The 14,958-nt window shown below is 50.3% G+C and carries 11 protein-coding genes and 1 pseudogene; 10 read left to right on the forward strand and 2 right to left on the reverse strand.

The annotated features are described in order from the left end of the window. Positions 1-38: 38 nt before the first annotated feature. The gene (locus ACU8XX_RS15680) at positions 39-1,190 is read left to right on the forward strand and encodes an IS30-like element IS30 family transposase (protein WP_001254932.1); all 1,152 of its coding nucleotides are present in this window, start codon (positions 39-41) and stop codon (positions 1,188-1,190) included. A gap of 6 nt (positions 1,191-1,196) precedes the next feature. On the opposite strand, the pseudogene ACU8XX_RS15685 reads toward ACU8XX_RS15680, so the two are convergent. After that, positions 1,197-1,475, reverse strand: a pseudogene (locus ACU8XX_RS15685) (fimbrial protein); the annotation flags it as partial. 355 nt (positions 1,476-1,830) lie between these two features. On the opposite strand from ACU8XX_RS15685, the gene ssuE reads away from it, so the two are divergent. Genes ssuE through ssuB form a run of 5 tightly spaced genes read left to right on the forward strand, consistent with a single transcriptional unit; the run spans position 1,831 to position 6,066 of the window. Next, positions 1,831-2,406, forward strand: coding sequence for an NADPH-dependent FMN reductase (ssuE, locus tag ACU8XX_RS15690; protein WP_446908306.1), 576 nt, complete (start codon positions 1,831-1,833; stop codon positions 2,404-2,406). Further along, positions 2,399-3,358 (forward strand): aliphatic sulfonate ABC transporter substrate-binding protein SsuA, encoded by a 960-nt coding sequence (gene ssuA / locus ACU8XX_RS15695; RefSeq protein ID WP_001244342.1) that lies wholly within the window; start codon positions 2,399-2,401, stop codon positions 3,356-3,358. Before ssuE ends, ssuA begins: the two co-directional genes overlap by 8 nt. Then, a complete protein-coding gene (gene ssuD, locus ACU8XX_RS15700) occupies positions 3,355-4,500 on the forward strand; it encodes an FMNH2-dependent alkanesulfonate monooxygenase (protein WP_000056006.1) in 1,146 nt (381 codons plus the stop codon). The genes ssuA and ssuD overlap by 4 nt, the downstream gene beginning before the upstream one ends. 10 nt (positions 4,501-4,510) lie before the next feature. After that, positions 4,511-5,302, forward strand: a complete 792-nt coding sequence (gene ssuC / locus ACU8XX_RS15705) for an aliphatic sulfonate ABC transporter permease SsuC (protein WP_000235203.1) — start codon at positions 4,511-4,513, stop codon at positions 5,300-5,302. Continuing rightward, positions 5,299-6,066, forward strand: coding sequence for an aliphatic sulfonates ABC transporter ATP-binding protein (gene ssuB / locus ACU8XX_RS15710; RefSeq protein WP_001090506.1), 768 nt, complete (start codon positions 5,299-5,301; stop codon positions 6,064-6,066). The genes ssuC and ssuB overlap by 4 nt, the downstream gene beginning before the upstream one ends. Before the next feature lie 42 nt (positions 6,067-6,108). On the opposite strand, the gene pepN is transcribed toward ssuB, so the two are convergent. Beyond that, on the reverse strand, positions 6,109-8,721 hold the full coding sequence (pepN, locus tag ACU8XX_RS15715) for an aminopeptidase N (RefSeq protein WP_000193841.1): 2,613 nt from the start codon (positions 8,719-8,721) through the stop codon (positions 6,109-6,111). Positions 8,722-8,986: 265 nt separating this feature from the next. On the opposite strand from pepN, the gene pncB reads away from it, so the two are divergent. From pncB to aspC, 4 genes are all read left to right on the forward strand, one after another. Then, complete coding sequence (gene pncB / locus ACU8XX_RS15720) at positions 8,987-10,189, forward strand: nicotinate phosphoribosyltransferase (RefSeq protein ID WP_240765203.1); 1,203 nt, start codon at positions 8,987-8,989, stop codon at positions 10,187-10,189. A 168-nt stretch (positions 10,190-10,357) separates the two neighbouring features. Then, on the forward strand, positions 10,358-11,758 hold the full coding sequence (asnS, locus tag ACU8XX_RS15725; RefSeq protein ID WP_000117881.1) for an asparagine--tRNA ligase: 1,401 nt from the start codon (positions 10,358-10,360) through the stop codon (positions 11,756-11,758). A 601-nt stretch (positions 11,759-12,359) separates the two neighbouring features. Then, on the forward strand, positions 12,360-13,448 hold the full coding sequence (gene ompF / locus ACU8XX_RS15730; RefSeq protein ID WP_000977907.1) for a porin OmpF: 1,089 nt from the start codon (positions 12,360-12,362) through the stop codon (positions 13,446-13,448). A 184-nt stretch (positions 13,449-13,632) separates the two neighbouring features. Then, a complete protein-coding gene (gene aspC, locus ACU8XX_RS15735) occupies positions 13,633-14,823 on the forward strand; it encodes an aspartate transaminase (RefSeq protein ID WP_000462687.1) in 1,191 nt (396 codons plus the stop codon). The last annotated feature ends 135 nt before the right edge of the window (positions 14,824-14,958 follow it).

A 14,958-nucleotide genomic window follows, 5' to 3' on the forward strand; every position in this document is an offset into this window, starting at 1 on the left:
CAGTTATGTGAAAACATGGGGTTGCGGAGGTTTTTTGAATGAGACGAACATTTACAGCAGAGGAAAAAGCCTCTGTTTTTGAACTATGGAAGAACGGAACAGGCTTCAGTGAAATAGCGAATATCCTGGGTTCAAAACCCGGAACGATCTTCACTATGTTAAGGGATACTGGCGGCATAAAACCCCATGAGCGTAAGCGGGCTGTAGCTCACCTGACACTGTCTGAGCGCGAGGAGATACGAGCTGGTTTGTCAGCCAAAATGAGCATTCGTGCGATAGCTACTGCGCTGAATCGCAGTCCTTCGACGATCTCACGTGAAGTTCAGCGTAATCGGGGCAGACGCTATTACAAAGCTGTTGATGCTAATAACCGAGCCAACAGAATGGCGAAAAGGCCAAAACCGTGCTTACTGGATCAAAATTTACCATTGCGAAAGCTTGTTCTGGAAAAGCTGGAGATGAAATGGTCTCCAGAGCAAATATCAGGATGGTTAAGGCGAACAAAACCACGTCAAAAAACGCTGCGAATATCACCTGAGACAATTTATAAAACGCTGTACTTTCGTAGCCGTGAAGCGCTACACCACCTGAATATACAGCATCTGCGACGGTCGCATAGCCTTCGCCATGGCAGGCGTCATACCCGCAAAGGCGAAAGAGGTACGATTAACATAGTGAACGGAACACCAATTCACGAACGTTCCCGAAATATCGATAACAGACGCTCTCTGGGGCATTGGGAGGGCGATTTAGTCTCAGGTACAAAAAACTCTCATATAGCCACACTTGTAGACCGAAAATCACGTTATACGATCATCCTTAGACTCAGGGGCAAAGATTCTGTCTCAGTAAATCAGGCTCTTACCGACAAATTCCTGAGTTTACCGTCAGAACTCAGAAAATCACTGACATGGGACAGAGGAATGGAACTGGCCAGACATCTAGAATTTACTGTCAGCACCGGCGTTAAAGTTTACTTCTGCGATCCTCAGAGTCCTTGGCAGCGGGGAACAAATGAGAACACAAATGGGCTAATTCGGCAGTACTTTCCTAAAAAGACATGTCTTGCCCAATATACTCAACATGAACTAGATCTGGTTGCTGCTCAGCTAAACAACAGACCGAGAAAGACACTGAAGTTCAAAACACCGAAAGAGATAATTGAAAGGGGTGTTGCATTGACAGATTGAATCTACAGTTGCATTTTTTGTTACGGTAGTATCACAATCTTTTAATTCAATTGGCACATCAGTTTGCACGCCAGAAACCTGACCATTGGTTTGCAACTTCGTGGCACTAACATCTGGCAAAGTCACCACGGAATCTTTCGTCGCAGCTACCAGGGTACAAGCTGGAGCAATAACTTTACCATTAAATGTTACTGAGCCATCCGTGATAGCATTATCATCAGCAGCCATAACGCTGGACGTTACACATACCACAGTTATAAACGCCGTCAATACACTTTTTTTCATCGTTATCATCCTGATCTCTTCGTAAATATGATAATGCCTTTAAATGACATTAGACTTAATAATAACAATAATTGTCCGCCATTTAAATCAAGCATACTAAATCCAATAAGTGACAAATCTTTAATTTATAGATTTCATGAATATTTAAATATTAACTGAACGAGTAATTCATTGATTCAACATCTAATGACTATCCAACAAATAAATATGCGTGATATATAAAGCCCTTTCTTTAGTTTATTTTCAGAAAAAGATACACAAAATTTATATTTGGCATTTTCTTGTCTCTCCGACAGACTGACCGAATTGTTATCAATGTTAACAAAAAAAGAACAATTGGTTATAAGGAGAGAGTATGCGTGTCATCACCCTGGCGGGTAGTCCTCGCTTTCCTTCTCGCTCCAGCTCCTTGCTGGAATATGCGCGGGAAAAACTAAATGGCCTGGATGTAGAGGTTTATCACTGGAATCTGCAAAACTTCGCCCCGGAAGATCTGCTTTATGCTCGTTTCGATAGTCCGGCACTCAAGACCTTCACCGAACAGCTGCAACAGGCTGATGGACTGATAGTCGCTACACCTGTGTATAAAGCCGCCTATTCCGGCGCGCTGAAAACCCTGCTCGACCTGCTGCCAGAGCGCGCTTTGCAAGGCAAAGTGGTGCTACCGCTGGCGACGGGCGGTACCGTGGCCCATCTGCTGGCGGTCGATTATGCCCTTAAACCAGTTTTAAGCGCACTGAAAGCTCAGGAGATCCTGCACGGCGTGTTTGCCGATGACTCACAAGTAATTGATTACCATCACAGACCCCATTTCACGCCAAATCTGCAAACCCGTCTTGATACCGCGCTAGAAACTTTCTGGCAGGCATTGCACCGCCGCGATGTTCAGGTTCCTGACCTTCTGTCTCTGCGAGGTAATGCCCATGCGTAACATCATTAAACTGGCGCTGGTGGGATTGCTTAGCGTCTCTACGATTGCGGTTGCTGCAGAATCCTCGCCTGAAGCGTTACGTATAGGCTATCAGAAAGGCAGTATTGGTATGGTACTGGCAAAAAGCCACCAGTTACTGGAAAAACGCTATCCGCAATCAAAAATCTCCTGGGTGGAGTTCCCCGCGGGTCCGCAAATGTTGGAAGCGTTAAACGTTGGCAGTATTGATCTCGGCAGTACCGGGGATATTCCGCCAATCTTTGCCCAGGCTGCCGGGGCTGATTTGGTATATGTGGGCGTCGAGCCACCGAAGCCCAAAGCCGAAGTGATTCTGGTGGCAGAAAACAGCCCGATCAAAACCGTAGCCGATCTTAAAGGTCACAAAGTTGCCTTTCAGAAAGGTTCCAGTTCACACAACCTTTTACTGCGTGCACTGCGTCAGGCCGGACTTAAGTTTACCGATATCCAACCCACTTACCTGACGCCCGCTGATGCCCGCGCCGCGTTCCAGCAAGGTAACGTTGACGCCTGGGCTATCTGGGATCCCTACTACTCTGCTGCATTATTACAGGGCGGCGTGCGGGTGCTGAAAGACGGCACCGATCTCAATCAAACTGGATCGTTTTATCTGGCAGCTCGTCCCTATGCAGAAAAAAACGGCGCTTTTATTCAGGGCGTACTGGCAACCTTTAGTGAGGCCGATGCGTTAACCCGCAGCCAGCGCGAGCAAAGCATCGCTTTACTGGCAAAAACGATGGGCTTACCGGCACCGGTGATTGCCTCTTACTTAGATCATCGCCCTCCTACCACCATCAAACCGGTTAACGCCGAGGTTGCCGCCTTACAGCAGCAAACGGCAGATCTGTTTTATGAAAATCGTCTGGTGCCGAAAAAAGTCGATATTCGCCAGCGCATCTGGCAGCCCACTCAACTGGAAGGAAAACAATTATGAGTCTGAATATGTTCTGGTTTTTACCGACCCACGGTGACGGGCATTATCTGGGAACGGAAGAAGGTTCACGCCCGGTTGATCACGGTTATCTGCAACAAATTGCGCAAGCGGCGGATCGTCTTGGCTATACCGGTGTGCTAATTCCAACGGGGCGCTCCTGCGAAGATGCGTGGCTGGTTGCCGCATCGATGATCCCGGTGACGCAGCGGCTGAAGTTTCTTGTCGCCCTGCGTCCCAGCGTAACCTCACCTACCGTTGCCGCCCGCCAGGCCGCCACGCTTGACCGTCTCTCAAATGGACGTGCGTTGTTTAACCTGGTCACAGGCAGCGATCCACAAGAGCTGGCAGGCGACGGAGTGTTCCTTGATCATAGCGAGCGCTACGAAGCCTCGGCGGAATTTACCCAGGTCTGGCGGCGTTTATTGCAGAGAGAAACCGTCGATTTCAACGGTAAACATATTCATGTGCGCGGAGCAAAACTGCTCTTCCCGGCGATTCAACAGCCGTATCCGCCACTTTACTTTGGCGGATCGTCAGATGTCGCCCAGGAGCTGGCGGCAGAACAGGTTGATCTCTACCTCACCTGGGGCGAACCGCCGGAACTGGTTAAAGAGAAAATCGAACAAGTGCGGGCGAAAGCTGCCGCGCATGGACGCAAAATTCGTTTCGGTATTCGTCTGCATGTGATTGTTCGTGAAACTAACGACGAAGCGTGGCAGGCCGCCGAGCGGTTAATCTCGCATCTTGATGATGAAACTATCGCCAAAGCACAGGCCGCATTCGCCCGGACGGATTCCGTAGGGCAACAGCGAATGGCGGCGTTACATAACGGCAAGCGCGACAATCTGGAGATCAGCCCCAATTTATGGGCGGGCGTTGGCTTAGTGCGCGGCGGTGCCGGGACGGCGCTGGTGGGCGATGGTCCTACGGTCGCTGCGCGAATCAACGAATATGCCGCGCTTGGCATCGACAGTTTTGTGCTTTCGGGCTATCCGCATCTGGAAGAAGCGTATCGGGTTGGCGAGTTGCTGTTCCCGCTTCTGGATGTCGCCATCCCGGAAATTCCCCAGCCGCAGCCGCTGAATCCGCAAGGCGAAGCGGTGGCGAATGATTTTATCCCCCGTAAAGTCGCGCAAAGCTAAGGAAGAAATAATGGCAACGCCAGTGAAGAAGTGGTTATTGCGCGTTGCCCCCTGGTTTTTACCGGTGGGCATCGTGGCGGTGTGGCAACTGGCCTCCTCGGTTGGCTGGCTGTCGACGCGTATTTTGCCTTCACCGGAAGGAGTGGTGACGGCGTTCTGGACGCTCTCCGCCAGCGGCGAACTGTGGCAGCATCTGGCGATCAGCTCCTGGCGGGCGCTGATTGGCTTTTCAATTGGCGGATCGCTGGGGTTGATTTTGGGACTGATTAGCGGGCTATCTCGCTGGGGAGAACGGCTGCTGGATACCTCAATTCAGATGTTGCGCAACGTGCCGCATCTGGCGCTGATCCCGCTGGTGATTTTGTGGTTTGGCATTGATGAATCCGCAAAAATCTTTCTGGTGGCGCTCGGTACGCTATTCCCCATTTATATCAACACCTGGCATGGCATCCGTAATATCGATCGCGGGTTGGTGGAGATGGCGCGTAGCTATGGATTATCCGGCATACCGCTGTTTATCCATGTGATCCTGCCTGGTGCCCTGCCCTCAATTATGGTCGGCGTGCGTTTTGCGTTGGGCCTGATGTGGCTGACGCTGATTGTTGCCGAAACCATTTCTGCCAATTCAGGCATTGGTTATCTGGCGATGAATGCGCGGGAGTTTTTGCAAACGGACGTGGTGGTAGTCGCTATTATTCTTTACGCCCTGCTCGGCAAACTGGCTGACGTCAGCGCGCAGCTGTTAGAGCGCCTCTGGTTGCGCTGGAACCCGGCTTATCATTTGAAGGAGGCCACGGTATGAATACTGCTCGTCTGAACCAGGGCACGCCATTGTTGCTCAATGCAGTAAGCAAACATTACGCGGAAAATATCGTCCTGAACCAACTGGATTTACATATTCCGGCAGGTCAGTTTGTGGCGGTGGTGGGCCGCAGCGGTGGTGGCAAAAGTACCCTGCTGCGCCTGCTGGCAGGTCTGGAAACGCCAACCGCAGGCGATGTGTTAGCGGGCACCACACCGCTGGCTGAAATTCAGGAAGACACGCGAATGATGTTTCAGGATGCGCGTCTGCTACCGTGGAAATCGGTGATTGATAACGTTGGGTTAGGCCTTAAAGGCCAGTGGCGCGATGCCGCACGTCGAGCGTTGGCTGCGGTAGGACTGGAGAATCGCGCAGGGGAATGGCCTGCCGCACTTTCTGGCGGGCAGAAACAGCGAGTGGCGCTGGCAAGAGCGTTGATTCATCGACCGGGATTATTGTTGCTTGATGAACCGCTCGGGGCGCTGGACGCCTTAACGCGACTCGAGATGCAGGATTTGATTGTGTCACTTTGGCAGGAGCACGGCTTTACCGTACTGTTGGTGACGCATGATGTGAGCGAAGCGGTAGCGATGGCTGACCGGGTGCTGTTAATTGAAGAGGGAAAAATTGGTCTGGATTTGACAGTGGATATCCCCCGTCCGCGTCGATTAGGGTCGGTGCGATTAGCGGAGCTGGAAGCGGAGGTGTTGCAACGGGTGATGCAACGTGGTGAATCTGAAACTCGCCTGAGAAAACAGGGGTAAATTCCCCGAATGGCGGCGCTATTGCCGCCATTCGGTTATTTATCAAGCCAGTGCTTTAGTTATCTTCTCGTACAGATCGCCAGAGAGATTTTCCAGCCCTTTCAACTGTTCCAGCGCCGCGCGCATTTTCTCCTGACGTTTGGCATCGTAACGTTTCAGGCGAATCAGCGGTTCAATCAGACGTGAAGCCACCTGCGGGTTACGGCTGTTGAGGTCGGTAAGCATTTCCACCAGGAACAGGTAACCGCTGCCATCTTCGGCATGGAACGCTGCCGGATTGCTGCCCGCAAACGCGCCAATCAACGAACGAATACGGTTCGGGTTGCTCATGGTAAATGAGCGATGCTGCAACAGGCCGCGCACCGTCTCCAGCACATTCGCCGCCGGGCTGGTGGCTTGCAGGATAAACCATTTATCCATCACCAGACCGTTCTGATGCCACTTGTCGTCGTACTCCTGCATCAGCGCGTCACGGCAAGGCAGCTGTGCGGCAACCGCCGCAGAAAGCGCCGCCAGCGCATCAGTCATATTGTTTGCTTCGTGGAACTGCTTGCTCACCAGCACATCAGCCAGATGCGTTTCACCAAAAGCGAGGAAACGCAGGCAGGCATTACGCAGAGTGCGTTTTGCAATATCTTCATGCTCAACACGGTACTCGCTCTGGTAATTCGCGTTGTAAATAGCCAGTAGCTCATCCGCCAGTTCAGTCGCCAGAGTACGAGTGAGTGCTTCGCGTACTTCGGCAATAGCAATCGGGTCGATGATATCGAACAATTCAGCCATTTCATTGACAGAAGGCAGCGTCAGGATTTCTGCCGCCAGCGCTGGATCAATCTTCTCATCAAGCAGTACCGCGCGGAAAGCATCAGCCACATGCACCGGCAGAGACAGCGGCTGACCTTGCTGATGACGCGCGACGTTCAGCTTGATGTAGGTTGCCAGCAAACTTTGCGCCGCATCCCAGCGGGAGAAATCATTACGCGCATGACGCATCAGGAAGGTCAGTTGCTGATCGCTCCACTTATATTCCAGTTTCACTGGCGCAGAGAATTCGCACAGCAGCGCAGGCACCGGCTGGAAGTAGACATTATCAAAAACAAAGGTCTGTTCCGCCTGAGTGACGTTCAGCACGGAATTCACCGGATGACCGCCTTTCTGCAACGGGATCACTTTGCCTTCGTTATCATACAGTTCGATGGCAAACGGAATATGCAGCGGCTGTTTTTCTGCCTGATCCGGCGTAGCTGGCGTGCGCTGGCTGATGGTCAGGGTGTACTGCTCAGTTTCTGGATTGTAGTCGTCTTTGACGGTCACAATCGGTGTACCGGACTGGCTGTACCAACGGCGGAAATGGGAGAGATCGACATTCGACGCATCTTCCATCGCCTGCACAAAGTCGTCACAGGTCGCTGCACTACCATCATGACGCTCGAAATAAAGCTGCATCCCTTTCTGGAAGTTTTCTTCGCCAAGCAGGGTGTGGATCATGCGAATCACTTCCGCGCCCTTCTCGTAAACGGTCAGGGTGTAGAAGTTGTTCATCTCAATGACCATATCCGGGCGGATCGGGTGCGCCATCGGGCTGGCGTCTTCTGCAAACTGCAATCCGCGCATGGTGCGTACATTATTGATGCGGTTAACTGCGCGGGAACCAAGGTCAGAGCTGAACTCCTGATCGCGGAAGACGGTTAAACCTTCTTTCAGGCTGAGCTGGAACCAGTCGCGGCAGGTCACTCGGTTACCGGTCCAGTTATGGAAATATTCATGGCCGATAACGCGTTCAATATCGAGGTAATCTTTGTCGGTGGCGGTGTCGGTGCGGGCCAGCACATATTTGGAGTTAAAGATATTCAGACCCTTATTCTCCATTGCGCCCATATTGAAGAAATCCACCGCGACGATCATATAGATGTCGAGGTCATACTCCAGGCCAAAGCGTTCTTCATCCCATTTCATGGAGTTTTTCAGCGAGGTCATCGCCCACGGCGCGCGATCAAGGTTGCCGCGATCGACGTACAGCTCCAGTGCTACTTCGCGACCAGAACGCGTGGTAAAGGTATCGCGCAGTACATCAAAGTCGCCTGCCACCAGCGCAAACAGGTAGCACGGTTTCGGGAACGGGTCCTGCCACTGTACCCAATGGCGTCCGTTTTCCAGTTCGCCTTGCGCAACGCGGTTACCGTTGGAAAGCAGGAAGGGATATTTAATTTTATCGGCAATAATTTTGGTGGTAAAACGCGCCAGCACGTCCGGGCGGTCGAGATAATACGTAATATGGCGGAAACCTTCGGCTTCACACTGGGTGCAAAGCGCATCGCCTGACTGATAAAGCCCTTCCAGCGCCGTATTCGCCGCCGGGCTTATTTCATTAATGATCTTAAGCGTAAAACGCTCCGGCAAATTACTGATGACCAGTGCGCCCTCTTCTTCTTTCCAGGCGGTCCACGGCTCATCATTAATATGAACAGAAACCAGTTTGAGGTCTTCGCCGTTGAGACGAAGGGGAGCATCTGATGCACCATGACGGACAGCCTGGCTGACCGCGGTAACGACCGTCTTTTGCGCGTCGAGGTCAAAGGTCAAGTCAATATCAGTAATCTGGTAATCCGGCGCACGATAATCGTGACGGTATTTGGCTTGTGGCTGTTGAGTCATAAATAACCTTTAGCATCTTTTATAGAGTCTGGTGTTCAGTCTATTCCTGTTGCGTAAATCGCGCTATGCAGAATCTTCATCTTTTCAGGTACAAACGCCTTTATTGCTACATTTTTATAACATACACCGCGTAATGCCATCGACCAGAAAGGTGGCATATGGTGTGATCGGGGTTCAATAAATTGCGAAACAAGGTATACTCCAGCAGTTCCTGAAGATGTTTATTGTACTAAACGCTCCTGTACGAGGACGCTACTGCGCACCTATGACACAATTCGCTTCTCCTGTTCTGCACTCGTTGCTGGATACAGATGCTTATAAGTTGCATATGCAGCAAGCCGTGTTTCATCATTATTACGATGTGCATGTCGCGGCGGAGTTTCGTTGCCGAGGTGACGATCTGCTGGGTATTTATGCCGATGCTATTCGTGAACAGATTCAGGCGATGCAGCACCTGCGCCTGCAGGATGATGAATATCAGTGGCTTTCTGCCCTGCCTTTCTTTAAGGCCGACTATCTTAACTGGTTACGCGAGTTCCGCTTTAACCCGGAACAAGTCACCGTGTCCAACGATAATGGCAAGCTGGATATTCGTTTAAGCGGCCCGTGGCGTGAAGTCATCCTCTGGGAAGTTCCTTTGCTGGCGGTTATCAGTGAAATGGTACATCGCTATCGCTCACCGCAGGCCGACGTTGCGCAAGCCCTCGACACGCTGGAAAGCAAATTAGTCGACTTCTCGGCGTTAATCGCCGGTCTTGATATGTCGCGCTTCCATCTGATGGATTTTGGCACCCGTCGCCGTTTTTCTCGCGAAGTACAAGAAACCATCGTTAAGCGTCTGCAACAGGAATCCTGGTTTGTGGGCACCAGCAACTACGATCTGGCGCGTCGGCTTTCCCTCACGCCGATGGGAACACAGGCACACGAATGGTTCCAGGCACATCAGCAAATCAGCCCGGATCTAGCCAACAGCCAGCGAGCTGCACTTGCTGCCTGGCTGGAAGAGTATCCCGACCAACTTGGCATTGCATTAACCGACTGCATCACTATGGATGCTTTCCTGCGTGATTTCGGTGTCGAGTTCGCTAGTCGGTATCAAGGCCTGCGTCATGACTCTGGCGACCCGGTTGAATGGGGTGAAAAAGCCATTGCACATTATGAAAAGCTGGGAATTGATCCACAGAGTAAAACGCTGGTTTTCTCTGACAATCTGGATTTACGCAAAGCGGTTGAGCTATACCGCCACTTCTCTTCCCGCGTGCAATTAAGTTTTGGTATTGGGACTCGCCTGACCTGCGATATCCCCCAGGTAAAACCCCTGAATATTGTGATTAAGTTGGTAGAGTGTAACGGTAAACCGGTGGCGAAACTTTCTGACAGCCCTGGCAAAACTATCTGCCACGATAAAGCGTTTGTTCGGGCGCTGCGCAAAGCGTTCGACCTTCCGCATATTAAAAAAGCCAGTTAATATCATCAGGGAGCTAATCGGCTCCCTTTTTTTACCTTTAATTCCGAAATCTTTCGCTGCATTTGCGAATTCTGCTTGTCTGATTGCAGATGCCAGGTAACATAGGTATCCCCCCATTTACGGGTGGACAAGTGTTTATTTTTTCCGACTATTAACAGAGAGAATATTATGAGCGTTGTGCCTGTAGCCGACGTACTCCAGGGCCGCGTAGCCGTTGACAGCGAAGTCACCGTACGCGGATGGGTACGTACCCGCCGAGATTCAAAAGCTGGCATCTCCTTCCTCGCCGTTTATGACGGTTCCTGCTTTGATCCTGTACAGGCTGTCATCAATAATTCTCTGCCCAATTACAATGAAGACGTCCTGCGTCTGACCACCGGTTGCTCGGTCATTGTGACGGGTAAAGTCGTGGCGTCGCCGGGCCAGGGGCAACAATTTGAAATTCAGGCCAGCAAGGTTGAAGTTGCTGGTTGGGTTGAAGATCCAGACACTTACCCGATGGCGGCAAAACGCCACAGCATTGAGTATCTGCGTGAAGTCGCTCACCTGCGTCCGCGCACAAACCTGATTGGTGCCGTCGCGCGCGTTCGCCATACGCTGGCGCAGGCGCTGCATCGCTTCTTTAACGAGCAGGGATTCTTCTGGGTTTCAACGCCACTGATTACTGCGTCTGATACCGAAGGGGCTGGCGAAATGTTCCGCGTTTCTACGCTGGATCTGGAAAATCTGCCGCGTAACGATCAGGGCAAAGTGGATTTCGACAAAGACTTCTTTGGTAAAGAGTCTTTCCTGACCGTATCTGGCCAGTTGAACGGCGAAACCTACGCTTGCGCATTATCCAAAATTTATACCTTCGGCCCGACTTTCCGTGCTGAAAACTCCAACACCAGCCGTCACCTGGCGGAGTTCTGGATGCTGGAGCCGGAAGTGGCGTTTGCTAACCTGAACGATATCGCGGGTCTGGCTGAAGCCATGCTGAAATATGTCTTCAAAGCGGTTCTCGAAGAACGCGCAGACGACATGAAATTCTTCGCTGAACGCGTAGATAAAGATGCCGTTTCACGTCTGGAACGCTTCATTGAGGCCGATTTCGCGCAGGTGGATTACACCGACGCAGTGACCATTCTCGAAAACTGCGGCAGGAAGTTTGAAAACCCGGTTTACTGGGGCGTCGATCTCTCTTCTGAGCATGAGCGTTATCTGGCGGAAGAACACTTTAAAGCACCGGTAGTGGTTAAAAACTATCCGAAAGATATTAAAGCGTTCTATATGCGCCTCAACGAAGACGGTAAAACCGTTGCGGCTATGGACGTTCTGGCTCCGGGCATCGGTGAGATCATTGGTGGCTCCCAGCGTGAAGAACGTCTGGACGTTCTGGACGAGCGTATGCTGGAAATGGGCCTGAATAAAGAAGATTACTGGTGGTATCGCGATCTGCGTCGCTACGGTACTGTTCCGCATTCAGGTTTCGGTCTTGGTTTTGAACGCCTGATTGCTTACGTAACTGGCGTGCAAAACGTGCGTGATGTGATTCCGTTCCCACGTACTCCGCGCAACGCCAGCTTCTGATTTTCTTCCTCAAAGAGCCAGCGCCTGCTGGCTCTTTTTTATCCTTTCTGTCAAGTTATCTGTTTGTTAAGTCAAGCAATCTATTTGCAACCCCGCCATAACGATCATCCTGTTACGGAATATTACATTGCAACATTTACGCACAAAAAATAACCTGGATTCTTATTGCGGATTAGTTTTTTCTTAGCTGATAGCACAATTTTCATACTATTTTTTGGCATTCTGGATGTCTGAACGAGGATTTAGTGCCAGGTCGATAAAGTTTCCATCAGAAACAAAATTTCCGTTTAGTTAATTTAAATATAAGGAAATCATATAAATAGATAAAAATTGCTGTAAATATCATCACGCTTCTATGGAAATATGACGGTGTTCACAAAGTTCCTTAAATTTTACTTTTGGTTACATATTTTTTCTTTTTGAAACCAAATCTTTATCTTTGTAGCACTTTCACGGTAGCGAAACGTTAGTTTGAATGGAAAGATGCCTGCAGACACATAAAGACACCAAACTCTCATCAATAGTTCCGTAAATTTTTATTGACAGAACTTATTGACGGCAGTGGCAGGTGTCATAAAAAAAACCATGAGGGTAATAAATAATGATGAAGCGCAATATTCTGGCAGTGATCGTCCCTGCTCTGTTAGTAGCAGGTACTGCAAACGCTGCAGAAATCTATAACAAAGATGGCAACAAAGTAGATCTGTACGGTAAAGCTGTCGGTCTGCATTATTTTTCTAAAGACAATGGTGTAAACAGTTACGGCGGAAACGGCGACAAAACTTATGCCCGTCTTGGTTTTAAAGGGGAAACACAAATCAATTCCGATCTGACCGGTTATGGTCAGTGGGAATATAACTTCCAGGGTAACAACTCTGAAGGCGCTGACGCTCAAACTGGTAACAAAACGCGTCTGGCATTCGCGGGTCTTAAATACGCTGACATTGGTTCTTTCGATTACGGCCGTAACTACGGTGTGGTTTATGATGCACTGGGTTACACCGATATGCTGCCAGAATTTGGTGGTGATACTGCATACAGCGATGACTTCTTCGTTGGTCGTGTTGGCGGCGTTGCTACCTATCGTAACTCCAACTTCTTTGGTCTGGTTGATGGCCTGAACTTCGCTGTTCAGTACCTGGGTAAAAACGAGCGTGACACTGCACGCCGCTCTAACGGCGACGGTGTTGGCGGTTCTATCAGCTACGAATACGAAGGCTTTGGTATCGTTGGTGCTTATGGTGCAGCTGACCGTACCAACCTGCAAGAAGCTCAACCTCTTGGCAACGGTAAAAAAGCTGAACAGTGGGCTACTGGTCTGAAGTACGACGCGAACAACATCTACCTGGCAGCGAACTACGGTGAAACCCGTAACGCTACGCCGATCACTAATAAATTTACAAACACCAGCGGCTTCGCCAACAAAACGCAAGACGTTCTGTTAGTTGCGCAATACCAGTTCGATTTCGGTCTGCGTCCGTCCATCGCTTACACCAAATCTAAAGCGAAAGACGTAGAAGGTATCGGTGATGTTGATCTGGTGAACTACTTTGAAGTGGGCGCAACCTACTACTTCAACAAAAACATGTCCACCTATGTTGACTACATCATCAACCAGATCGATTCTGACAACAAACTGGGCGTAGGTTCAGACGACACCGTTGCTGTGGGTATCGTTTACCAGTTCTAATAGCACACCTCTTTGTTAAATGCCGAAAAAACAGGACTTTGGTCCTGTTTTTTTTATACCTTCCAGAGCAATCTCACGTCTTGCAAAAACAGCCTGAGTTTTCATCAGTAATAGTTGGAATTTTGTAAATCTCCCGTTACCCTGATAGCGGACTTCCCTTCTGTAACCATAATGGAACCTCGTCATGTTTGAGAACATTACCGCCGCTCCTGCCGACCCGATTCTGGGCCTGGCCGATCTGTTTCGTGCCGATGAACGTCCCGGCAAAATTAACCTCGGGATTGGTGTCTATAAAGATGAGACGGGCAAAACCCCGGTACTGACCAGCGTGAAAAAGGCTGAACAGTATCTGCTCGAAAATGAAACCACCAAAAATTACCTCGGCATTGACGGCATCCCTGAATTTGGTCGCTGCACTCAGGAACTGCTGTTTGGTAAAGGTAGCGCCCTGATCAATGACAAACGTGCTCGCACGGCACAGACTCCGGGGGGCACTGGCGCACTACGCGTGGCTGCCGATTTCCTGGCAAAAAATACCAGCGTTAAGCGTGTGTGGGTGAGCAACCCAAGCTGGCCGAACCATAAGAGCGTCTTTAACTCTGCAGGTCTGGAAGTTCGTGAATACGCTTATTATGATGCGGAAAATCACACTCTTGACTTCGATGCACTGATTAACAGCCTGAATGAAGCTCAGGCTGGCGACGTAGTGCTGTTCCATGGCTGCTGCCATAACCCAACCGGTATCGACCCTACGCTGGAACAATGGCAAACACTGGCACAACTCTCCGTTGAGAAAGGCTGGTTACCGCTGTTTGACTTCGCTTACCAGGGGTTTGCCCGTGGTCTGGAAGAAGATGCTGAAGGACTGCGCGCTTTCGCGGCTATGCATAAAGAGCTGATTGTTGCCAGTTCCTACTCTAAAAACTTTGGCCTGTACAACGAGCGTGTTGGCGCTTGTACTCTGGTTGCTGCCGACAGTGAAACCGTTGATCGCGCATTCAGCCAAATGAAAGCGGCGATTCGCGCTAACTACTCTAACCCACCAGCACACGGCGCTTCTGTTGTTGCCACCATCCTGAGCAACGATGCGTTACGTGCGATTTGGGAACAAGAGCTGACTGATATGCGCCAGCGTATTCAGCGTATGCGTCAGTTGTTCGTCAATACGCTGCAGGAAAAAGGCGCAAACCGCGACTTCAGCTTTATCATCAAACAGAACGGCATGTTCTCCTTCAGTGGCCTGACAAAAGAACAAGTGCTGCGTCTGCGCGAAGAGTTTGGCGTATATGCGGTTGCTTCTGGTCGCGTAAATGTGGCCGGGATGACACCAGATAACATGGCTCCGCTGTGCGAAGCGATTGTGGCAGTGCTGTAAGCATTAAAAACAATGAAGCCCGCTGAAAAGCGGGCTGAGACTGATGACAAACGCAACATTGCCTGATGCGCTACGCTTATCAGGCCTACGCGTCCCCTGCAATATTTTGAATTTGCACGATTTTGTAGGCCGGAT

This window comes from Escherichia sp. MAL-1 (assembly GCF_052948035.1).

Coding starts and splice junctions, on each gene's coding strand:
- ACU8XX_RS15680 (WP_001254932.1), top strand. CDS start 39: ATGAGACGAACATTTACAGCAGAGGAAAAAGCCTCTGTTTTTGAACTA.
- ssuE (WP_446908306.1), top strand. CDS start 1,831: ATGCGTGTCATCACCCTGGCGGGTAGTCCTCGCTTTCCTTCTCGCTCC.
- ssuA (WP_001244342.1), top strand. CDS start 2,399: ATGCGTAACATCATTAAACTGGCGCTGGTGGGATTGCTTAGCGTCTCT.
- ssuD (WP_000056006.1), top strand. CDS start 3,355: ATGAGTCTGAATATGTTCTGGTTTTTACCGACCCACGGTGACGGGCAT.
- ssuC (WP_000235203.1), top strand. CDS start 4,511: ATGGCAACGCCAGTGAAGAAGTGGTTATTGCGCGTTGCCCCCTGGTTT.
- ssuB (WP_001090506.1), top strand. CDS start 5,299: ATGAATACTGCTCGTCTGAACCAGGGCACGCCATTGTTGCTCAATGCA.
- pepN (WP_000193841.1), bottom strand. CDS start 8,721: ATGACTCAACAGCCACAAGCCAAATACCGTCACGATTATCGTGCGCCG.
- pncB (WP_240765203.1), top strand. CDS start 8,987: ATGACACAATTCGCTTCTCCTGTTCTGCACTCGTTGCTGGATACAGAT.
- asnS (WP_000117881.1), top strand. CDS start 10,358: ATGAGCGTTGTGCCTGTAGCCGACGTACTCCAGGGCCGCGTAGCCGTT.
- ompF (WP_000977907.1), top strand. CDS start 12,360: ATGATGAAGCGCAATATTCTGGCAGTGATCGTCCCTGCTCTGTTAGTA.
- aspC (WP_000462687.1), top strand. CDS start 13,633: ATGTTTGAGAACATTACCGCCGCTCCTGCCGACCCGATTCTGGGCCTG.